This window comes from Idiomarina piscisalsi (genome assembly GCF_003987095.1).
Taxonomy (GTDB): domain Bacteria; phylum Pseudomonadota; class Gammaproteobacteria; order Enterobacterales; family Alteromonadaceae; genus Idiomarina; species Idiomarina piscisalsi.
The window spans coordinates 128,186-149,359 of sequence record NZ_PIQA01000006.1; the positions used below are offsets into that span (position 1 = coordinate 128,186).

The following is a 21,174-nucleotide window of genomic DNA, read 5'->3' on the forward strand; positions in this document are numbered from 1 at the left end:
TTTGTCATTAACCTTTGCTGATTCCCAGCACAAATTATGCCGTCTTACACACAGTCAAGCTAAGGATTAGCGTCAATGAGTGTTACCCAGTGCACCACAAAACATGCGGTTGATGAACTGGTAGAGTCATACCAGCGCGTGCCTATGCTCATTATAGCCACGCACCCGAACCGGGAGCGTATTGGTGAGCGAGCGGCATTGCTCGACTTGCACCTATCAGGAACGGACTATTTAAGTCGTGTAAAACCTGAGTTTGCGAAAAATGGTAATGCCGGCCGCGCATTGCTCGATGAATATGTGAGCCGCTCGCCTATTATCTTTGAGGCCACTGACAGTGGTGGCATCAAGTTGCGTGCGCACAGCACTAAAACCGTTCTGACATTAGCCGGCCGCCGCCCTCAGGACGAGTATCTGGTGAGTGAGGACGAACTGGATAACGGTGTCGTACTCGGACTTAACCATCGTATTGTGCTGTTGTTTAAACGCCTTCCGTTAAAAGACACGACAGTTGACGACAGCCATACGCTAATGGGTATTAGCGCAGATATTCAGGCAATACGTCACCGAGTTGAGCATCTGGCGACGTTGTCCGTACCTGTTATTATTCGTGGTGCTATTGGTGTTGGTAAGCAACAAGCCGCGTATGCCATTCATAAAGAACAATTTAGCGATAATAAAACCTTTATATCAGTGAATTTAGCCGCAGTTCATGATGCGGTCGCTGAAGCAGAGTTATTTGGTGTGGTCAGAAATGCTAAGCATCAGCCGGGTTATTTCGAGCAGGCTGCTGGCGGCACTATTGTGTTGGAAGATATCGAAGACGCTTCAGACAACATCCACCAATTACTGAGCCGCGCATTGCAGAGCCAAAGTGTCATGCCTAAAGGTAGCACTAAAGCCATACCTATTGAATGTCGCATTATAATAACCAGCCATCAGGAGAGTAGTGCCGTTGATGAGTCGTCGATGGTATCGATGCTGTTTGAAAAGCTGGCGCCGTATCAGCTATTTATGCCGCCATTAGTGCAGCGTAAAGAAGATGTTGGCTTGCTCTTCGACGCATTTGTTCGTGAGCAATGGCGCAAGTTGTATCCTGAAAAAGCGGATCAATTTGTCATACCGGGCGAGTTGATGAAACAGCTGATGACTTTTACCTGGCCGGGTAATGTTCGTCAGCTTCGAAATGTCGCGAGGCAGGTTGTTATCGACAGCCGAGATCAAGAGCAACTGTATTTAGACCCGCAACTGTTGTCCTTATTGAAGCCTCAGTCACCTCAGACGGGTTCGGTAGAATCCGCGCCTAAACAGCGCCGTCCGAATAGTGTAAGTCGTGGCGAGCTGACCGGAGCGCTGGAAAGCTGCCGGTTTGAGCTTCAGGCTGTTGCTAAACAGCTGAATATCTCGCGAGCGTCGGTTTATCAATTAATCCAGCGCTTTGACGGCCTTCAGACAGCGCAGGATCTTAGCGAATCGGAAATTAAAGGCAGCTACGCAAAACACCGGGGCGACACCGAGAAAATGATGTGGGAATTACGTGTCTCACAGATAGGCTTGAGACGGCGTTTAAAAAGCTTAGGTTATGACATTTGATTCTACTGAGAGTTGAAAAACTTTCTGTTAAGATACGCTGTCTGTAAATTACGAATTGTATTTTGGTTGCTTTGTCCCCATATCTCTGGAGAAGCAATCATAACGAATAATAATTTAACGTTAATTTGAGGGAAACTTATGGACTTTTTTATTAGCTCAGCTTACGCCCAGGACGCTGGTGGACAAAGTGGTGGCGGTATGGAGCTTATCTTCATGCTGGTCATGTTCGCTTTGATTTTCTATTTCATGATTTACCGCCCACAAGCAAAGCGCGTGAAAAAACACAAAGAATTAATGGGCTCTTTGAGCAAAGGTGACGAAGTTCTGACTCAAGGTGGGTTAGTTGGGAAAATCACCAAAGTGAGCGACGAAAAAGACTTTGTTGTTATCGCGTTGACTGACGAGTTAGAAGTGACCATTCAAAAAGGTGCTGTTACTTCTGTTCTTCCTAAGGGAACCATGAAATCACTGTAATGTGATAAAGAAATAAGCAGGGGCACGACGTGTTAAACAAATACCCGTTGTGGAAAAACTTGCTGGTTATCTTTGTTGTATTAGTGGCAGCGCTTTATGCGCTGCCAAATATTTATGGCGAAGACCCAGCGGTGCAAATTTCCGCAGATAGAAACGCAACCATTGATGCAAGCACTATGGATCGCGTGCGCAACACGCTGAACAGTGTTGGCATTGAACCGAAAAGCGTGTCATTAGAGAATGAACAACTGTTGGTTCGTTTGAACTCAGACAACGAACAGTTAAAGGCCAGAGAAACCATTCTTGATAGCCTTGGTGACAACTATATTGTCGCACTCAACCTCGCACCGGCAACACCCGAGTGGCTGAAAAGCTTAGGTGCACAACCAATGAAGCTCGGCCTTGATTTACGTGGTGGTGTCCACTTCTTAATGGAAATCGATATGGACGAAGCAATGTCCAAAATTGTCGATGGCATGAAAGACACTGTAAGAGCTGAGTTGCGTGAAGAGCGTATCCGTTACAGCGCCGTTCGAGTTGACGACACAGCTGTCGAAGTCGAGCTTCGTAACGACGAAGCGTATCAGCAGGCAGCCCAATATCTTGATAACCGTTATCAGGGTTATGTACTTGCTGAAGACGAAGAAAATCGTATTTTGCGCTTAGAAATGAGCGAACAGAAGATTGTCGAAACGCGCGACTACGCAGTTGACCAAAATATTACCATTATGCGTAACCGTGTGAACGAGCTTGGCGTCGCCGAACCGGTCATTCAACGCCAGGGCTCTAACCGCATTGTTGTTGAATTACCTGGTGTTCAGGACACTGCCCGGGCAAAAGAAATTCTCGGCGCGACAGCAACGCTGGAATTTCGCATGGTCGACACTGAAAACGATGTGCGTGATGCGCAAAATGGCCGCGTGCCTTTTGGTAGTGAATTATTACCAATGCGGGACGGTCCACAGCAACTGCTTAAAGAAGACGTTATTTTAACGGGTGACCACATTGTTAATGCGGGCGTTGGCTACGACGAATATAACCGTCCTCAGGTAAATATAACGCTAGACGGTGCTGGTGGTAACAAAATGTCGTTGGCAACAAAGGACAATGTTGGTAAGCCAATGGCAACGGTCTTTATTGAGTATGAAGCAACTGAAGAGCGCGACCCGGAAGGCAACCTGCAATTCACGAAAAGTGCTGAGGTTATCAACGTTGCCACCGTACAGTCTCGTCTTGGAAGTAGCTTCCGTATTACCGGTGTTGGTGCTAACGAAGCACAAAACCTGGCGCTGCTGCTTCGCGCCGGTGCTCTTATTGCGCCTATTCAAATTGTTGAAGAACGAACCGTTGGTCCAAGCCTGGGTCAGCAAAACATCGATTCGGGTACACAGGCTATTTTCTGGGGCTTTGTTTTAGTTCTGGCCTTTATGGTCGTGTATTACAAGAAGTTTGGTCTGGTCGCAAATGGGGCGTTGGCAACCAACTTAATTTTAATTATTGGCGTTATGTCAATGATACCAGGAGCGACACTGACCTTGCCGGGTATGGCAGGTATTGTCTTAACCGTTGGTATGGCGGTCGATGCGAACGTACTTATTTTTGAGCGTATACGTGAAGAAATAAAAGCCAAGCGCAGTCCGCAACAGGCTATTCACCATGGTTATGACAGTGCTCTGTCGACGATAGCCGATGCCAACGTCACGACATTAATTGCCGCACTTATTCTGTTCGCTATTGGTAATGGGCCTATTAAAGGTTTCGCTATTACTTTAGCAATCGGCATTATTACATCCATGTTTACAGCCATTGTCGGTACGCGTGCCATTGTTAACTCCGTTTGGGGTGGCAAGCGATTATCGAAGCTGTCGATATAAGGGAGGTACAGGAATATGATTAATTCAGAAGAACGACTTCCCTTTATGCGCTTCCGGGGCGTTACCGGAATCATTAGTGCATTATTGGTTATTGCGTCTATCGTGTCATTGTCGGTGAATAAGCTGAACTTTGGTCTCGATTTTACCGGCGGTACTTTGCTGGAAATTGGTTTTCAGGAGCCGGCCGATCTTAATCGCGTGCGCAGCTCTTTAGAAAGTGAAGGCTTCGGCGATGCTGTTGTGCAGAATTACGGAACGCAGGAAGATATTCTTATCCGTCTGGAACCCCGTACTGACGTAAAAGCCGAAGAACTTGGCTCAAATATCCTCGAAGCACTGCGTGCAGAGTTCGACAAGACAGTTGAAATGCGCCGTATTGAATTCGTTGGCCCTAATGTGGGTGACGAGTTCATTGAGCAGGGCGGTTTAGCCATGCTGACAGCGCTAATCTGTATTTTACTGTACATTGCGATGCGCTTTGAATGGCGTTTAGCGGTCGGCGCAGTAGCCGCATTGGCACATGACGTGATACTAACGTTGGGACTATTCTCTTTCTTGCAATTAGAGTTTGATTTAACGGTACTGGCTGCTCTTTTAGCCGTGATCGGTTACTCCATTAACGATACTGTTGTGGTGTGTGACCGAATTCGGGAAACCTTCCGTAAGTTCGCTAAGCTGACTCCGGTGCAAACGGTTAACCGGGCACTGACTGACACATTAAGCCGTACTTTAGTCACGTCAATTACCACTATTTTGGTGTTATTGACCTTGTTCTTCTTAGGCGGTCCATTAATTCACGGTTTCGCAACAGCGTTGTTATTCGGTGTGGTTATCGGTACCTACTCGTCAATTTACATTGCAAGTACCGTCGCCTTAGCCTTTGGTGTAAGCCGAGAAGACTTAATGCCTCCGGAAGTTGAAAAAGAAGGTGCAGACCAGGATCCTCTTCAATAAGAAGGTCCTGAGTTAACATTACAGGAGATTAGAGCATGCTAGCCGTTGTTTCACCTGCTAAAAATCTAGACTATGGCAGTGACTTGCCGAAGTTAGACGTCACCCAGCCAAGAATGCTGGACCAGGCAGAGGCCTTGGTTAAAGTCTGTCGCAAATTAAGCCCACAAGACTTAAGCTCGCTAATGAAAATTAGTGATAAGTTAGCCGGGCTTAACGCTGCGCGATTTGAAGAGTGGCAACGGCCGTTCACGGAAGAAAATGCTCGTCCTGCATTGTATGCGTTTAACGGAGATGTCTACACGGGTTTAGAGGCAGCTTCGTTAGATGCTGACGCAGTGAATAATGCGCAGCAGCATTTACGCATATTGTCAGGGTTATATGGTGTATTAAGACCTCTTGACTTAATGCAGCCATACCGCCTGGAAATGGGCACGAAGCTGCAAACCGAGAAAGGTAAAAATCTCTATGAATTTTGGGGTGAGTCGATAACAGAACAGCTCAATAAAGACCTGGACGCTATCGGCAGCTCAACCTTAGTTAACTTGGCATCGAACGAGTATTTTTCTGCGGTAAAACCAAAAGCGCTGAACGCAGACATTGTAACGCCGGTGTTTAAAGACGAAAAAAATGGTCAATACAAAGTCATTAGCTTCTATGCTAAGAAAGCAAGAGGCATGATGGCGCGCTTTATAGTGAACCAAAAGCCACAATCTGTGTCTGATCTTAAAGAGTTTGATGCGGCCGGATACAGCTACAACGAAGACCTGTCAAAAGGTAATGAGTTGGTGTTTTGCCGGGCAGAGCAAAAATAAGGAGCCCTGAATGAGTGACGACAAAGTAGAAAACTCTCCGGCAACAGAAGATGCCAGCCGGAAAACAACCTGGGCCGTTGTTATTGTCATTGTGGTTGCGGTCATTGCTGCTGTTATTTGGTGGTGGTTACCCTCGGAAAAGCCACAGCAGCAAGAAAAGGTTGTCGTGGAGCAGTCAACCTCAACAGAGGTAGAAGCAGAGTCATACGAACCTGAAGAGCCTGCAAAACAAGAGTCGGAACCTTTACCGGAACCCGTAGAGCCAGAGCCTGAACCGGTTGAACAAACCGAAGAAGACCCCGAGCCGGAACAAATAGCACTGCCAGAGCTTAACAACAGTACGCCGACGGTTTTACAGGAGCTGGACTCAAGCGATATTAACATTCGTCCGCTGAAAAGCTCTCAGCTTATCCGCGACGCTGTCGTATTAGCCGACAATATTAGTAATGGCAGTATTGTTCGAGACCGCACTATTGTGCAGCGCCCCGATGGTCGTTTTAGCGTTATAGAAGTGGATGGTGAGCTTTATATTGATGAGAGTTCCTACCGTCGTTACGACGCACTCGTCGACTGGTTCGTTAGTCTGGACGCCTACGCATTAGCTGACAACTACGAGCTATTTAAGCCTTTAGTTCAGGAGGCGTATGCGGAAATTGGCTACCCGGATTCAAACTTTGATGACACCCTAATCGAAGCTATCGATGTGCTGTTGTCGACACCAGTGCCGGAGGGTTTGGTCGAGGTGAACGCTGACAGTGTCATGTATACTTATGCGGATGATGCTTATGAAGCGTTACCGGCAGCCCAAAAGCAATTGTTGCGAATGGGGCCGGATAATATCGAGCGTATTAAACAAAAACTTAGAGAAATCCAAAGGGCACTGCAGTAGTTTATGAAAAGTAACGATCAGCTTCCTGAATTTGTAAAAGGCGAATTTCCTGTCAGAGACAACCGTTTCTTGCGCTGGATTGGTCGTGTTGGAATGCGTCTCATGGGAGGCTGGAAAATTAACGGCAGTATGCCAGCGGTTAAAAAGGCGATTCTTCCTGTGGCGCCACATACGTCAAACTGGGACTTCCCGGTTGGCGCGTTCGTTATGCTTGCTATGGGACTTAAACTGAATTACCTGGGTAAGAATAGCCTGTTCCGCTTTCCTATAAAAACGCTGATGACTAAGCTGGGAGGCATTCCTGTCGATAGAAGTGCCGCTAATGGCGTAGTTGGCAGCATGGTGGAGCAGTTTCGTAGCAAGGACGAGCTTATTCTGGTTATCACCCCGGAAGGAACACGTAAAAAAGTTACGGAATGGAAAAAGGGCTTTTTGCACATGGCGAAGCAAGCAAAAGTACCGGTTATACCGGTTGCATTCGACTTTGCTCGTAAAGCTATTGATATTGGCCCAGCGTTAATGATCACCGACGAAATTGAAAAAGAACTGCTTCGCGTGAAGTCATTTTTCGCGCATGCGCAGGGCAAACGGAGTGAAGCATCGTGCTGAGAAGTTTGGCTGCTGTCATTATGTGTTTTCTTGCACTGGCCGCAATGCCGGCTAAGGCGGGCGACTTTTGGCAACAGCAATGGACGGTTCCTGGTGAAGCTGAAAGTAATAACTTAATTATTCGTCCTATACGTGAGTCTGATAAAGCGCGCTTTTTTCACTCTTACATGACATCACAAAAATGGTTGTATAAGAAACTCGGCTGGGCTTGGCCTTCTGAGAAAAGTACGCTGGAACAAAACAGTACAATGGTGGATTACCACCTGGAACAAGCCGAACAAAAGACTGCGTTCACTTATGTTGTATTGGATAAATCCGACAATTCTATTATTGGTGCGGTTTATATGGTGCCTGTGGCGTCGGAGCGCCAGGAAAACAGTGGTATTTCAAAAAGTGCCTATAACGCAGAAGTCAGCTGGTGGTTGTTAGAAAGTGCTGTTGATAATAACCTCCATAACGATCTCTTCGCTTTACTAACGCGTTGGCTTGGGGAAAGCTGGCCATGGCGGCAGGTTATGTTTCCTGTCTCTGAAAATAACGCAACAGCTCTGCAACTGTTAGAAAGCAGTAAAGCACGCTACATTGGCAGAAACCTCGATACACAAGAAAAGTATTTCTCATACGCAATTTCACGCAAATAATTCCTCGTTGTGCTATGATCGCGCGCAATTCGCTATTGAGTATAAAAGACAGGTTAATTAAGGAAGACTTATGCAGGTAATTGAAGGCGGTATCAATGCGGCTGGCAAAAAATTTGCCATTATCGTATCTCGCTTCAACCATTTCGTTGTTGAAAGCTTACTGGACGGTGCTGTTCAAACATTAAAGCATTATGGCGAAGTGGCAGACGACGACATTACTGTGGTACGTGTTCCTGGCGCCTATGAAATTCCGGTAACAGCAAAGCGTTTAGCGCAGTCGGGTAAATATGACGCCATTATCGCTGTTGGTGCAGTGATTCGCGGCGGCACGCCTCACTTCGAGTTTGTCGCAGGCGAATGCAATAGCGGACTGGGTCGTGTTGCAACCGAATTTGGATTACCGGTAGCCTTTGGTGTTATTACCACAGACTCATTAGAGCAAGCTATTGAACGAAGCGGTTCTAAAGCGGGTAACAAAGGTTCCGAAGCCGCTTTAAGCGCGCTCGAAATGGTCAACGTACTGGATAAAATCTAAAGATGAAACCTGCAGCACGAAGAAAAGCACGAAAGTTAGCGGTTCAGGCTATTTACTCCTGGCAGTTGTCGCAAAACAGTTTTAGCGATATAGAAGCTCAGTTTTTAACAGATACGGACACCGACAAAGTCGACGTAGATTACTTTCTTGAGCTAGTGCGAGGCGTTGGCGGTCAGTACCGTTCGCTCGACGAGTCTTTGAAGCCATTTTTGGCACGTCCGATAAACGAGCTTGATCCTATCGAGCTGGCGGTTCTGCGTATTGCGGCTTACGAGTTAAGCGAACGCATGGATGTTCCGTACAAAGTTGCCATTAACGAAGCGATTGAACTTGCCAAATCATTTGGTGCTGACGAAAGCCATCGTTTTGTGAATGGTGTTCTGGACAAAGCGGTAGATACCTTACGACCCGCACGAAAATAGTTATGCCTAACGACGAGTTTTCTCTCATTAACGATTATTTCGCAAATCGCTCCGCTTGTCGGAGCGATGTTGTAATAGGCATTGGTGACGACGGCGCTGTCGTTAAACCCATGCCCGAGCACGATACCGTTGTGGTTACTGACACCTTAGTTGAAGGTGTACATTTCGACAAAACCACGCCGCCAAGAGCCATCGGCCACAAAGCTGTTGCCGTCAATTTAAGCGACCTGGCGGCAATGGGGGCGCAACCAAGTTGGGTGAGCTTAGCGCTGACCTGCCCCAATACTAACCAAGACTGGTTGACAGAGTTCAGTAGCGGCCTTGATGAAATCTGCCGTTACTATGACTGCCAACTTATCGGTGGTGACACAACCAAAGGCCCTTTAACGGTAACTGTTACTGCTCATGGGCAATTACCAACTGGGACGGCAATTAGTCGAAGCGGAGCAAAGCCCGGCGACTGGGTTTACGTGAGTGGCTCACTCGGTGATGCAGGACTTGGCTTAAAAGTCACACAGAATAAAGTCAGCACAACAGGTCGCCACTTGCAGCATGTCATTGAGCGGCTGCACTACCCAACACCACGGGTGGCAATGGGGCAGGTACTTCGGGGCGTTGCAACGTCTTGCATTGACGTCTCTGATGGCCTGATAGCCGATTTAGGGCATTTACTGAATCAGGCACAAGTTTCCGCGCAAATCGATTTAGAAAAATTACCCCTGTCATTGGCACTTACCGAAACATTAAACGCCAATGAAGCCCTGGCTATGGCGTTAACAGCCGGTGACGACTACGAGCTATGTTTTACATTGCCTGAAGAGCACCGTGGTCGCATGGAAACGCTGACATCGCATTTAAAGACCAAACCCGTTTGTATCGGTCGGATAATGAAAGGTGCTGAAGCAAAAATTAACATGCACTACGAAGGCGAGCCGTGGGAACTTCCGCAAGGCTATAAAAGCTTTAACCACTTTGCCGAAGAAGAAATAGTCAAAGAAGGCGAGTAAGTCATGCCGAAACTGAATTGGTTTAACCCTATCCACTGGCTCTCCCTTGGTTTCGGCACAGGGTTAGCCCCAAAAGCCCCCGGCACCTTCGGGACCTTAGTCGGCATACCCTTTGTCTACCTGATTACCCAACTCACATGGCAGTGGCAACTTATCGCCCTGATACTGGCTACAATTATCGGTATCTTTCTGTGCCAATACACCGCCAAAGCCATGGGCGAGCACGACCATCCATCTATCGTATGGGACGAAATAGTCGGCTACGGCTTCGCAATGTTTGCATTACCTTTTGAAGCAACCTGGCTCATCGCCGCCTTTCTTCTATTCCGCCTTTTCGATATCTGGAAACCCGGCCCCATCGGCTGGTCCGACAAAAAGCTCACCGGCGGCACCGGCATAATGATGGACGACGTCCTAGCCGGCATCCTAACCACCGCCATCTTGCATATAGCGGCATACTTCCTTTAAAGCCCGAGGGGACAGATAACCCTCTTATTTCGCTTGAGCATAGGGAAGCTTTCCTGTGGAGACGCTACGAGTTCATCCATGAACGCTTGACGAAGGCCATCCATGGCCTTCGACACTCCCCAGTAAAGCTTCTCTATGCTCGTAACGCTTATAAGCGGCTTATCTGTCCCTTCAGGCTAGAAAGAGATAGTCGCTGCGTAATATCGAGGGGTATAAGCGAGCGCCCACATAGGTTGTAAGGGGCACTATGGAGGTGTGCAGCGCCATGGATGGCGCTGCTCAAGCCCTACAGGGATGTATTTACGGGCGTCCTCCATAGTGCCCCTTATAACCTCAGCGCTCGCTTTTCCTCGATCTAGAAAAAGCGGGCTTTGACTTGGGCTTCTATGCCTTCGGCGTCGAGGTTGAGTTCGGTGCGGATTTCGGCTTGGGAGCCGTGTTTGATGAACTCGTCGGGGAGTCCTAGCTGCAGGACAGGAATAGACAAGCCTTTGTCGGCGAGATATTCCAGCACGGCACTGCCAGCGCCACCGGCAATGACGCTTTCTTCAACGGTGACTAGACTGTCGTGTTTGGCAACGGCGTCTTCAATGGCTTGGGTATCCAGAGGCTTCACAAAGCGCATATCAATAATGCTGGCGTTTAATGCCTCTGCCGCTTGTTTAACTTCAGGCAATAGTGTGCCAAAGTTTAGGAATGCTATTTTTTCACCTTCGCGGACGGTTCTGGCTTTGCCTATTTCTAGTGGTTCAGGGTCTCTCAACTCGAGCCCGACACCGGCACCACGTGGGTATCGAACAGAGGCCGGTCCCTTGTACTGATAACCGGTGGTCAGCATATCCAGGCATTCTTGCTCGTCACTAGGCGTCATTATTACCATATTCGGTATGCAGCGCATGTAGCTAATATCAAAAGCGCCCTGATGGGTTGGGCCGTCGGCACCAACAATACCGGCGCGGTCAATCGCAAACAACACATCTAAGTTCTGCAGCGCCACGTCATGAATTAATTGGTCGTAACCACGCTGTAAGAACGTTGAGTAAATAGCGACAACAGGTTTCATACCAGCTATGGCTAAACCCGCTGCGTAGGTAACACTGTGCTGCTCGGCTATGGCGACATCAAAATATTGTTCAGGGTAGGCTTGTGAAAATTCGACCATCCCGGAGCCTTCCCGCATAGCGGGTGTTATCGCCATCAAGGACTTATCATTTTGAGCTGTGCTGCACAGCCACTGACCAAAAATATCGGAGTAATTCGGAACACCCGGTGCCTTTTGTGGCAGCTCTGACGACTTAGGATCAAACTTGGGCACGCCGTGGTAACCAATAGGATCCTTCTCAGCGGGCTTATAGCCTTTACCTTTTTGCGTCACTATATGCAGTAACTGAGGACCTTTCAGGTCTTTCATATTACGTAGGGTGTCTACCAGCGCATTAACATCGTGACCGTCAATGGGGCCTATATAGTTAAAGCCAAGCTCTTCGAAAATTGTGCCCGGTGCCATCATGCCTTTCATATGCTCTTCGGCACGGCTGGCGAAATGACGAATATGAGGCAGTGGACTTAGCAGCTTCTTGCCGCTCTCGCGTAATGAGGTATAAAAACGACCAGACAGTAAGCGCGCGAAATGATGGTTCAGCGCACCGACGTTCTCTGAAATTGACATGTCATTGTCGTTCAGAATAACCAGCATGTCGGGCTTTATGTCACCGGCATGGTTCATTGCTTCAAAAGCCATACCGGCGGTCATGGCGCCGTCACCAATAATGGACACCACTTTCTGCTCACGTTTTTGACGCTGCGCGGCAACGGCTAAACCTAAAGCCGCGGATATTGATGTACTCGAATGCCCAACAGAAAGCACGTCATAGTCGCTTTCTTCGCGCCATGGGAAAGGGTGCAAACCGTCTTTCTGGCGAATGGTATGCAGCTGTTCTTTGCGACCCGTGAGAATTTTATGCGGATATGCCTGATGGCCAACGTCCCAAACTAACTTGTCATTTGGCGTGTGATACACGTAGTGCAGAGCAACAGTAAGCTCAACAGTTCCCAGGCCAGAGGCTAGATGACCACTGCTTTGACTGACTGAGGTCAGTAAAAACTGACGCACTTCAGCGCATAAATCGGTCAGTTGACTCGGCGCAAGCTCGCGCAAATCAGCTGGAAAATTAATTTTATCGAGTAACGGGTAATTTTGTATCATTCGCTCAGTGATCCCGCTTCAGCAGGACGTCAGAAAATTGTTCGAGTTTTGCCGTATTGTAAGGGATATCGGCGAGTGACAGTAGTGCTTTCTCATGCAACGAGCTTAAGTATTTTTGAGCACCTTCGACGCCTAATAGCTGAACATAAGTCGACTTGTCTGCCGCTGTGTCCGAGCCCTGCGGTTTGCCCAGTAGCTCTGTGTTGCCAATAACGTCGAGAATATCATCCTGAACCTGAAATGCGAGCCCCAAATGGGTCGCAAACTCTTCAAAATGAGGCTGCCATTTTAGTGCTTCCTCTTCACCACACAGCACGCCTATTGTTGCCGCAGCTTCAATTAAAGCACCGGTTTTATGTCTGTGCATGTGTTCAAGTTCGTGTTCGCTTACCTGTTGACCGGTGGCTTGTAAGTCAATTGCCTGGCCGGCACACATTCCGGCACTGCCACTCGCACGAGCCAATGCATTCACCATAGACAACTGACGCTCTGCCTTCAACCCACCTAACGGCGATTCTGACAATAATTCGAAAGCCAGGGTTTGCAGAGAATCGCCCGCCAAAATAGCGGTCGCTTCGTCAAACGCAATGTGGCAAGTGGGTTGGCCTCGCCTGAGCTCATCATTGTCCATGGCGGGCAGGTCGTCGTGAATCAGTGAGTAGGCATGAATCAGCTCAATAGCACCGGCAGCCGTCAAAGCGGCTTGTTTATCGCCACGGCAAATTTCGGCAATAGTCATTAGTAAATAAGGACGGACACGCTTGCCGCCCAGTAGCACGCCATGCTCCATCGCCCGCCTAAGCGTTTCATTAATAGAGTGACGCGCCAGCTGCTGTTTTAAAAATGCGTCGACTTGCTCGCGCACATCAGCCGTTAACGCATTAATGCTCACATCACTTCTCCGTCATCATTATCAGCAGAGCCTTCCTGAGCAGCCATGAGTGTCGTCACTTTTTGCTCAGCCTGTTGCAGCTGTTGTTGACTGGTGCGAGCCAGTTGAATGGCCTTCTCAAACTTTTCCAGCGACTTTTCCAGTGGCAGTTCACCGTGCTCAAGCTCATTAACCAATGACTCAAGCTCTTCTAATGCCTGCTCAAACGACGGGGCTTTTTGTTGTTCTGACATAATGCTTCTTGCGCAATTGTTGTGTGTTAGGGCTAATTATCCGATAAAGAATCCCGAATGTCAGCCGATGATCTCATTATTCCTGTGTAACATAACAAGAAGATGCTTGTCAGAGCAGCGCTATTGTTTAAGAATGGAGCGTAGCTGGAATGGCAAAACGAGAATTGGGGAGGAGAACTGAGTGGATATTGCAACGCTCATAGGAATCATCGGCGCCATTGGCTTCGTGGTTGTGGCGATGGTTTTAGGGGGAGACATTGGGCTATTTCTTGATACTCGCTCATTTTTTATTGTTTTTGGCGGCTCCCTGTTCATTACGCTCGCAAATTTCTCGCTTAGCCAGTTCCTGGGCACCGGCAAGGTTGTCGTAAAAGCCTTCTTTTTCAAAATTGAACACCCGCAAGAGCTTATCGACACTGCAGTTGAAATGGCTGATGCTGCCCGTAAAGGTGGTTTTTTAGCACTGGAAGAAGCCGAAATCCCCAATAAATTCTTCCGTAAAGGTGTCGACATGCTGGTCGACGGCCACGACGCAGAAGTTGTCAGAACAACTCTTTCGAAAGACATAAAAATGAGCTTTGCGCGTCATGAAGAGGGCGCTCGAGTCTTTAAAATTCTCAGTGATGTAGCACCAGCCATGGGTATGATAGGTACGTTGATTGGCCTGGTGGCTATGCTGTCCAACATGGATGACCCTAAAGCCATTGGTCCGGCAATGGCTGTTGCCTTGCTGACAACGCTGTATGGTGCGTTTCTGGCTAACGTTATTGCTATTCCAATTGCTAATAAGCTAATACTGCGTGCCGAGCAGGAAAAGCTTAATCAGCAGCTGGTTCTGGATGCTATTTTGGGTATTCAGGACGGTCAGAACCCGCGCGTTATTGAAGGTATTCTGCGTAATTACCTGGCTGAGTCGAAGCGTATCGGCGATGGGGACGAGGAAGAGTAATAATGGTCTCTGAAACAGTAAGAGACGAAGAAGAAGAGTGCGATTGTCCACCACAGGGACTTCCCATGTGGATGGCAACGTTCGCCGACTTGATGACACTGTTAATGTGTTTCTTCGTCTTGCTGTTGGCGTTTTCAGAAATGGACGTGCTGAAGTTTAAGCAAATAGCGGGTTCAATGAAGTACGCACTTGGTGTGCAGAATAAAATTGAAGTGAAAGACATTCCGAAAGGCACTAGCGTTATTGCTCAGGAGTTCCGTCCGGGGCGTCCTGAACCAACACCTATAGAAACCATTCAGCAGCAAACCGTTGAAATGACCCAGCAAATGCTGGAGTTTCAGGAAGGTCAGTCCGATTTTGCCGGCGGTCAGCAAACCGAGCGCGGGGGTCAGGAAGCAGACAGCGAAAGTGATGAAAAACAGGCAGAATCAAAGAACACCGAAGCTATGACTCAGGTGTCTAAAGAGCTGATGCGACGCATTGAGCAACAGCTCGAAAATGAAATTAAAGCAGGCACCATTGAGTTAGAGCAGCATGGTCAGCAAATCATTATTCGTATCCGTGAGCAGGGCTCGTTCCCTGAGGGGTCCGCTTTCTTACAACCGCAGTTCCGACCAATTATTCAGGAAGTAGCGACTGCGCTTAAAGAAATTCCGGGTGAAATCACTGTTTCAGGACACAGTGATAACGAGCAAGTGGTGTCAGAAATTTACTCCTCACGTTGGGATCTTTCCAGCAAACGGGCCGTAGCAGTTGCCGAAGAAATGCTAAAAGTAGACGACTTTAGCGAAGATCGTATGGTGGTTATGGGGTATTCAGACACCAAACCACTGGTGCCTAACAACTCTGAAGAGAACCGCCGCCGTAACCGCCGAGTAGAAATTTCCGTCATGCAAGGTAAAGCAGCTGAGTCAGATGAGGAAGTTGACGTTATAGACTAAGCGCTGGTTTCTGGCGCTTAGGACACGTATAATTGCCGACTTTCCCCAACGTCTAATGATATTGCTATGAAGTTTGTTGTTCGTCTGCACGCCGAAATTACCATCAAAAGCGCATCCGTACGAAAACGCCACGGTAAGGTGTTAACCAATAACTTGCGCAAAATTTTGGCGCCGATACACCCGTCCATTTATGTGAAGTGGCTGTGGGATCGTATTGAAGTGGCGGCGGATACTGACAGTAATGATGCTCGCGACGCCATACGCGAGCTCCTCAGAAACACTCCGGGTATTTCATGGTTCGCTGAAGTTATCGAGCAGCCGTTAACTGACTTTGATGATATTGCTGATTTAGTCGGCGAGCACTGGATTAAACGGCTACAAGGCAAGAGCTTTGCTGTGCGTGTAAAGCGCCAGGGCAAACACGAGTTTAACTCGCAGCAACTTGAACGCTACATAGGCGGCTATTTGCTGAAACATGCTGAGAATTCCCGAGTGCAACTCACGCGACCTGACGAAGAAGTACAGCTGCAAATTACCAATCAGGTGGTTCATTTAATTGGTGAACGTATCGACGGCCTGGGCGGCTTTCCTATTCCAACTCAGGAAACGGTGCTGTCTTTGTTAAGTGGCGGTTTTGATTCGGGGGTTGCCAGCTATGAGTTTATTCGTCGCGGTGCGCGTACTCACTTTTGCTTTTTCAACTTAGGGGGCGACGCTCACGAAGTCGCGGTTCGTCAAATCGCCTATTTCCTATGGAAAAAGTACAGCTCATCGCACCCTATTAAGTTTATTAGTGTCGACTTCGCGCCTATTGTCGATGACATTTTAACGAACGTCGATAACGGCCAAATGGGGGTTGTACTAAAACGCCAAATGCTAAGGGCGGCTGCCCGGGTTGCGCACTATGTAAAAGCCCAGGCTTTAGTCACTGGAGAGGCTATAGGCCAAGTGTCGAGCCAGACATTATCAAATTTACGTGTCATCGATCAGGCGACGCCGACATTGGTGCTACGCCCGTTAATTACCAAAGATAAACAGGAAATTGTCGACGAAGCGAAGAAAATAGGCACCGAGCCGTTAGCTAAGTCAATTCCGGAGTACTGTGGGGTTATTTCGAATAAGCCGACGGTGAAAGCGGTACCTGAAGTTATCGAGGCGGAAGAAGCGAAGTTGAACCAGGATTTGTTAGAGCAGGTCGTGCGTGCATCGAATGTGTTGAGCATGCAGGATATTGCTGAGCAAACTGAAAACGAATTGAAAATGCCGGACACCACAGCGGAACTCAATAAACAGAGTGTCATCATAGATATTCGTAATGACGATGAAATTGAAGCTGCACCATTGAACGTTAATGCAGAGGTCATCGAAATTCCGTTTTTTAAATTAGCCACGAAGTTTCCTGAATTGGATCAAAGCCATGACTATTTGCTTTACTGTGATCAGGGAATTATGAGCCGTATGCAGGCGTTGCTATTGCACGAAAATGGCTTTACCAACGTATCTGTTTATAAGCCTGACTAAAGAGACGTATTTATGCTGGCAAGAGTGCTGTTTTTTATTCTGTTAACCGTCACTACGGTGTTGTTTTTATGGCAATTTCCAACGACTGGCGCCCAAAGTATCCCTTATTTAGATAAAGCGGTTCATTTTGGAATATTTTTTGTGCTGGCTATGACCTTTCACAAAGCTTTTGCCTTGTCTGCCCGATTATCGCTGTTATTTTTAGCCTGCTACGGCTTGGCTATTGAAGTTGCGCAAAGCTATGCACCAGGACGCGGTGCCGATGTCTACGACTGGATAGCCGACGCTTGCGGTGTTATTGCTTACTTTGGCTTACACCATGTATTAAAAAAGTCGCGTTCTTAACGCGACTTTTTAGGTTTTTTCGACTTAACCGGCTTTTTCCCTTTCGTATCTTTCTTCGCCTTTTTCTTAGGCTTAGACTTTTTCGTCGACGGGAATTTGTATTGAGGACGAAGCCCTTCAATAACACGTCTGTCGAGTTGTGCATCTAAATAGCGCTCAATCCTGCCAAGTAATAGGGCGTCATGCGCTTCGACTAACGAAATAGCCGTACCTTTTTGCCCACCACGAGCGGTGCGGCCAATACGGTGTACGTAGACGTCCGCTTGTTTCGGTAAGTCGTAATTAACCACCAGGGCAATGTCATCAATATCCAGTCCGCGGGCAGCGACATCGGTCGCAACTAGCGTGATGTTCTGGTTTTCCTTCAGCGTATTAATAATCTGCTGACGCTCGTTTTGAGGCATGTCACCTCTTAACGTGACAATTTTACGCGTATCAGTAAATTCACTGCGCAGGAAATTGGCGACTATTTCAACCCGCTCACGAGTACGCACAAACACAAACTGGCGGCCGTCAAAGTCTTTTAGGGATGAGACTAAAAGCTTACGCTTGTGCTCATCGGTGTCAGCCAAATGAACCCACTGAACAATTTTACCGCGCTCGCGCTTGGGTGGTTGCACGTCAATGTACTCGGGTTCTTCCAGCAGTTCTTTAGAAAACTTAATAACCCCAGAGCTACCCAGAGTTGCTGAGAACAACAACGACTGCTGTCTGTGTCGCGCCTGCAACGCCATTTCTTTTACCGTAGCGGCGAAACCCATGTCCAGCATTCGGTCGGCTTCATCAATAACCAGCCACTCAACGCTTTCTAAGTTGTATTGTTCGGCTTCCAGTAAGTCCATCAGACGACCTGGCGTAGCGACCACAATGTCGTGGCTTTTTTCCAACTGAGACAGTTGACTGCCATAATTGATACCACCAGTGACAACCACTGACGACAAACCCGTTGCCTCAGAAAACAATGAGGCTTGCTGGTGTATTTGCTCGGCTAACTCACGCGTCGGCGCTAACACCAAAATGCGCGCCGGCCCCGGTTGTTTACGAGGAAAGTCCAGTAAATGCTGAAGCGCGGGCAATAAAAAGGCCAGCGTTTTGCCGGTGCCTGTTGGCGCACTCACTAACAAGTCCCGACCGTCGAGCGCTTGTGGAATACTTAATTGTTGAACCTTGGCCGGCTTGTTTAAATCGGCTGCTTTAAGAACGCCAATTAAGCGATCATCCAGTTCTAACTCTTCCCAGTCTGGGACCATCTTTTTTCCTCTTTAAATTGCATTAACGCAACAACAGCAAAGCCGAGTTGGTTGTTTGTAAAATACTGGTGGTAGTGCTGCCCACCAAAAACTGACGGATACGCGAATGACCGTAGGCGCCCATAACCAACACGTCAATATTGTGCTCATTCTGATACGCATGCAGCGTTGGTTCAACCTCGCCCGAACGTATTTCAAAACGGACATCATGGCCGAGCTCGCGCAGGTGGTTTGCGGCCGACTCAATTGAGGCATGGTTATCGTTGGTGCCAGCGCCAACCATGACTAAATGCAGCGGTAAACCTTTGAATATCGGGCTCTCGGCCAGCAAGCGTATGCCTTTTCGTGAAGAGTCACTGCCATCGTAAGCTAACATAACGCTTTTGGGTTCAGTAAATTCTTCAGGCGCCACCAAGATAGGGCGGTGCATAGTTCTTACCACGGTTTCCAACTGGCTGCCTACACGAGTAGTCCGAGTTGTGTCCTCGCCGTGTAATCCCATAACCAACAGGCGCATAGAGTCTTCAATTTCATGCAGCGACTCGGCTAAGTCACCATGACGCTGGCGCAGGTTTACTTGCTCGACACCGTCTTCCAAAGCGCGGGCTTTCGCGCTTTCCAGCATATGATGCCCTTGTTCAAGCGCTAACTTACTGCGTTGTTGGTCGAGTTCTGCAAGCTGTTCCAGTAAGGCCTCACGACTGCCTAAACCAATATTGCCCGTCATATCCGTTTCAGTCGGATAACGCGCTTCGTCCAGTACGTGGAAAAGCGTCAGTGGCGTTTCAAGTCGCAGCGCTGCCCAGCTGGCGTAATCGCACACCGATTGCGTCGAGGCAGAACCGTCAATACAAGCAACAACATGTTTCATCATCGAATTCCTTTTTAGTGGCCGCCCATTAACTTATCAACCGCTTCTGGTTTGTCATGAACACCAAAGCGATCCACGATGGTGGCACTGGCTTCGTTCAGCCCAACCACGTCAACATCAGCACCTTCACGGCGAAACTTCACTACTGCACGGTCAAGTGCTTCAACGGCGGTAATATCCCAGAAATGGGCATTGCTCACGTCAATAACAACCCGTTCAACACCTTCTTTAAAGTCAAATGCGGCGAGAAACTTCTCAGACGAGCTAAAGAACACCTGGCCGACAACGCGGTATGTGCGTTTAATGCCATCCGCATCAACATCCGATTTAATATACAGATAATGCCCGATTTTGTTGGCAAAGAACATGGCAGCCAACAGCACACCGACTAAAACGCCTAATGCTAAGTTATGTGTTGCGACAACAACCGCAACGGTACTCACCATAACGATATTGGTCGACAGTGGGTGTTTTCTCAAGTCTCGAATAGAGCTCCAGCTAAAGGTACCAATAGAGACCATGATCATCACTGCAACCAACGCTGCCATGGGTATTTGTACCAAAATATTATCCAGCACTAAGACCATAATCAGCAGAAAAATACCCGCAACCAAGGTGGATAAGCGCGTACGACCACCTGATTTTACATTAATAATTGACTGACCAATCATGGCACAACCCGCCATACCACCAAGTAAACCAGAACCAATGTTGGCAATACCCTGACCTTTACATTCGCGGTTTTTGTCGCTGGACGTGTCGGTTAAGTCGTCAACAATGGTCGCCGTCATCAATGATTCAAGAATACCGACAACTGCCAATGCCGCAGAATAAGGGAAAATAATGGCTAAGGTTTCGAAGTTTAAAGGTACATCAGGCCATAAGAATATCGGCAGGGCGTCAGGAAGCTCGCCCATATCACCAACGGTGCGAATATCCAGGCCTAAAAACACCGCAACAATGGTTAAAGAAACAATACAAACCAACGGAGACGGTAGAATTTTTCCAATGACCGGAATGTAAGGGAAGCCGTAAATAATAGCCAGGCCGGCCGCCGTCATTGCATACACATGCCAGGTGACATTAGTCAGCTCGGGCAGTTGTGCCATAAATATCAAAATAGCCAGGGCATTCACAAAGCCTGTTACCACTGAGCGCGAGACAAAGCGCATGAGGTCCCCTAACTTGAGGTAGCCCGCAATTATCTGCAGCACACCGGTCAACAGAGTGGCGGCAAGCAGGTATTCAAGCCCGTGGTCTTTGACCAGGGTCACCATAAGCAGGGCCATAGCGCCTGTAGCAGCGGAGATCATACCCGGACGACCGCCGGTAAATGCGATAACAACCGCAATACAGAACGACGCGTATAAACCCACTTTCGGGTCAACACCGGCAATGATAGAGAATGCGATAGCTTCAGGAATTAGCGCTAGAGCAACGACAATACCTGAAAGCAAATCACCACGTATATTAGAAAACCAGTTCTGCTGGATAGACTTCAACATAGTTAAGTGACACCAAATTTTAAAAAAACAATACAGTAATAAGTGGCCGGAATGGCCAGAAAAGCAGTAAACAGCCTACTGCGCACCTGTGACAGGGAAATGACGGCTAGGGTGGCGTAATACGCGTCAGCACGTAGGTGGCTCCTTATGGTTTGAGGCTGGTTAAAAAAAGAGCGCGAATTTTAG

Annotated in this window: 22 protein-coding genes; 16 read left to right on the forward strand and 6 right to left on the reverse strand. The window is 48.0% G+C overall.

Features of this window, described 5'->3' with window-relative positions; genetic code table 11:
- The first annotated feature begins 75 nt into the window (after nt 1–75).
- The 12 genes from CWI73_RS08625 to CWI73_RS08680 all read left to right on the forward strand — a co-directional run bounded on the left by CWI73_RS08625 (nt 76) and on the right by CWI73_RS08680 (nt 10,275).
- Nucleotides 76–1,590 carry a sigma-54-dependent transcriptional regulator gene (locus CWI73_RS08625; protein WP_126752404.1) on the forward strand — a complete coding sequence of 505 codons (1,515 nt, stop codon included), beginning with the start codon at nt 76–78 and terminating at the stop codon, nt 1,588–1,590.
- Nucleotides 1,591–1,728: 138 nt separating this feature from the next.
- Complete coding sequence (gene yajC, locus CWI73_RS08630) at nt 1,729–2,064, forward strand: preprotein translocase subunit YajC (protein WP_053953701.1); 336 nt, start codon at nt 1,729–1,731, stop codon at nt 2,062–2,064.
- A gap of 29 nt (nt 2,065–2,093) precedes the next feature.
- On the forward strand, nt 2,094–3,938 hold the full coding sequence (gene secD, locus CWI73_RS08635; protein ID WP_126752405.1) for a protein translocase subunit SecD: 1,845 nt from the start codon (nt 2,094–2,096) through the stop codon (nt 3,936–3,938).
- Between the two features lie 15 nt (nt 3,939–3,953).
- Nucleotides 3,954–4,892 (forward strand): protein translocase subunit SecF, encoded by a 939-nt coding sequence (gene secF, locus CWI73_RS08640; RefSeq protein WP_126752406.1) that lies wholly within the window; start codon nt 3,954–3,956, stop codon nt 4,890–4,892.
- Nucleotides 4,893–4,927: 35 nt separating this feature from the next.
- Complete coding sequence (yaaA, locus tag CWI73_RS08645) at nt 4,928–5,704, forward strand: peroxide stress protein YaaA (RefSeq protein ID WP_126752407.1); 777 nt, start codon at nt 4,928–4,930, stop codon at nt 5,702–5,704.
- Nucleotides 5,705–5,714: 10 nt separating this feature from the next.
- A complete protein-coding gene (locus CWI73_RS08650; protein ID WP_126752408.1) occupies nt 5,715–6,593 on the forward strand; it encodes a DUF3014 domain-containing protein in 879 nt (292 codons plus the stop codon).
- 3 nt (nt 6,594–6,596) lie between these two features.
- The gene (locus tag CWI73_RS08655) at nt 6,597–7,202 is read left to right on the forward strand and encodes a lysophospholipid acyltransferase family protein (protein WP_126752409.1); all 606 of its coding nucleotides are present in this window, start codon (nt 6,597–6,599) and stop codon (nt 7,200–7,202) included.
- Nucleotides 7,196–7,843 (forward strand): GNAT family N-acetyltransferase, encoded by a 648-nt coding sequence (locus tag CWI73_RS08660; RefSeq protein ID WP_241968877.1) that lies wholly within the window; start codon nt 7,196–7,198, stop codon nt 7,841–7,843. Before CWI73_RS08655 ends, CWI73_RS08660 begins: the two co-directional genes overlap by 7 nt.
- Nucleotides 7,844–7,913: 70 nt before the next feature.
- On the forward strand, nt 7,914–8,378 hold the full coding sequence (gene ribH, locus CWI73_RS08665; RefSeq protein WP_053953707.1) for a 6,7-dimethyl-8-ribityllumazine synthase: 465 nt from the start codon (nt 7,914–7,916) through the stop codon (nt 8,376–8,378).
- A gap of 2 nt (nt 8,379–8,380) precedes the next feature.
- Nucleotides 8,381–8,800 carry a transcription antitermination factor NusB gene (gene nusB / locus CWI73_RS08670; protein WP_126752410.1) on the forward strand — a complete coding sequence of 140 codons (420 nt, stop codon included), beginning with the start codon at nt 8,381–8,383 and terminating at the stop codon, nt 8,798–8,800.
- A 2-nt stretch (nt 8,801–8,802) separates the two neighbouring features.
- On the forward strand, nt 8,803–9,807 hold the full coding sequence (gene thiL, locus CWI73_RS08675) for a thiamine-phosphate kinase (protein WP_126752411.1): 1,005 nt from the start codon (nt 8,803–8,805) through the stop codon (nt 9,805–9,807).
- A gap of 3 nt (nt 9,808–9,810) precedes the next feature.
- Nucleotides 9,811–10,275 carry a phosphatidylglycerophosphatase A family protein gene (locus tag CWI73_RS08680; protein ID WP_126752412.1) on the forward strand — a complete coding sequence of 155 codons (465 nt, stop codon included), beginning with the start codon at nt 9,811–9,813 and terminating at the stop codon, nt 10,273–10,275.
- 355 nt (nt 10,276–10,630) lie between these two features.
- On the opposite strand, the gene dxs is transcribed toward CWI73_RS08680, so the two are convergent.
- From dxs to CWI73_RS08695, 3 genes are read right to left on the reverse strand one after another with little or no spacing between them, the layout of a single operon-like run.
- Nucleotides 10,631–12,481, reverse strand: coding sequence for a 1-deoxy-D-xylulose-5-phosphate synthase (dxs, locus tag CWI73_RS08685; protein WP_126752413.1), 1,851 nt, complete (start codon nt 12,479–12,481; stop codon nt 10,631–10,633).
- Between the two features lie 4 nt (nt 12,482–12,485).
- Nucleotides 12,486–13,373, reverse strand: coding sequence for a farnesyl diphosphate synthase (locus CWI73_RS08690; protein ID WP_126752414.1), 888 nt, complete (start codon nt 13,371–13,373; stop codon nt 12,486–12,488).
- A complete protein-coding gene (locus tag CWI73_RS08695; protein ID WP_058576199.1) occupies nt 13,370–13,606 on the reverse strand; it encodes an exodeoxyribonuclease VII small subunit in 237 nt (78 codons plus the stop codon). The genes CWI73_RS08690 and CWI73_RS08695 overlap by 4 nt, the downstream gene beginning before the upstream one ends.
- A 181-nt stretch (nt 13,607–13,787) precedes the next feature.
- On the opposite strand from CWI73_RS08695, the gene pomA reads away from it, so the two are divergent.
- The 4 genes from pomA (at nt 13,788) to CWI73_RS08715 (ending at nt 17,362) form a co-directional block, all read left to right on the forward strand.
- On the forward strand, nt 13,788–14,555 hold the full coding sequence (gene pomA / locus CWI73_RS08700; protein ID WP_126752415.1) for a flagellar motor protein PomA: 768 nt from the start codon (nt 13,788–13,790) through the stop codon (nt 14,553–14,555).
- Nucleotides 14,556–14,557: 2 nt separating this feature from the next.
- Nucleotides 14,558–15,496: a flagellar motor protein MotB gene (locus CWI73_RS08705; RefSeq protein WP_126752416.1), complete on the forward strand. Its 939-nt coding sequence runs from the start codon at nt 14,558–14,560 to the stop codon at nt 15,494–15,496.
- Nucleotides 15,497–15,562: 66 nt separating this feature from the next.
- Nucleotides 15,563–17,017 carry a tRNA uracil 4-sulfurtransferase ThiI gene (thiI, locus tag CWI73_RS08710; RefSeq protein WP_126752417.1) on the forward strand — a complete coding sequence of 485 codons (1,455 nt, stop codon included), beginning with the start codon at nt 15,563–15,565 and terminating at the stop codon, nt 17,015–17,017.
- A gap of 12 nt (nt 17,018–17,029) precedes the next feature.
- Nucleotides 17,030–17,362, forward strand: a complete 333-nt coding sequence (locus CWI73_RS08715) for a VanZ family protein (RefSeq protein ID WP_126752418.1) — start codon at nt 17,030–17,032, stop codon at nt 17,360–17,362.
- On the opposite strand, the gene srmB is transcribed toward CWI73_RS08715, so the two are convergent.
- The 3 genes from srmB to CWI73_RS08730 are packed head-to-tail and all read right to left on the reverse strand — an operon-like array spanning nt 17,359 to nt 20,988.
- Nucleotides 17,359–18,612 carry an ATP-dependent RNA helicase SrmB gene (gene srmB, locus CWI73_RS08720; protein ID WP_126752419.1) on the reverse strand — a complete coding sequence of 418 codons (1,254 nt, stop codon included), beginning with the start codon at nt 18,610–18,612 and terminating at the stop codon, nt 17,359–17,361. The genes CWI73_RS08715 and srmB overlap by 4 nt on opposite strands.
- Before the next feature lie 22 nt (nt 18,613–18,634).
- A complete protein-coding gene (locus CWI73_RS08725) occupies nt 18,635–19,486 on the reverse strand; it encodes a universal stress protein (RefSeq protein WP_452176796.1) in 852 nt (283 codons plus the stop codon).
- Between the two features lie 11 nt (nt 19,487–19,497).
- The gene (locus CWI73_RS08730) at nt 19,498–20,988 is read right to left on the reverse strand and encodes a SulP family inorganic anion transporter (protein WP_126752420.1); all 1,491 of its coding nucleotides are present in this window, start codon (nt 20,986–20,988) and stop codon (nt 19,498–19,500) included.
- Nucleotides 20,989–21,174: the final 186 nt, after the last annotated feature.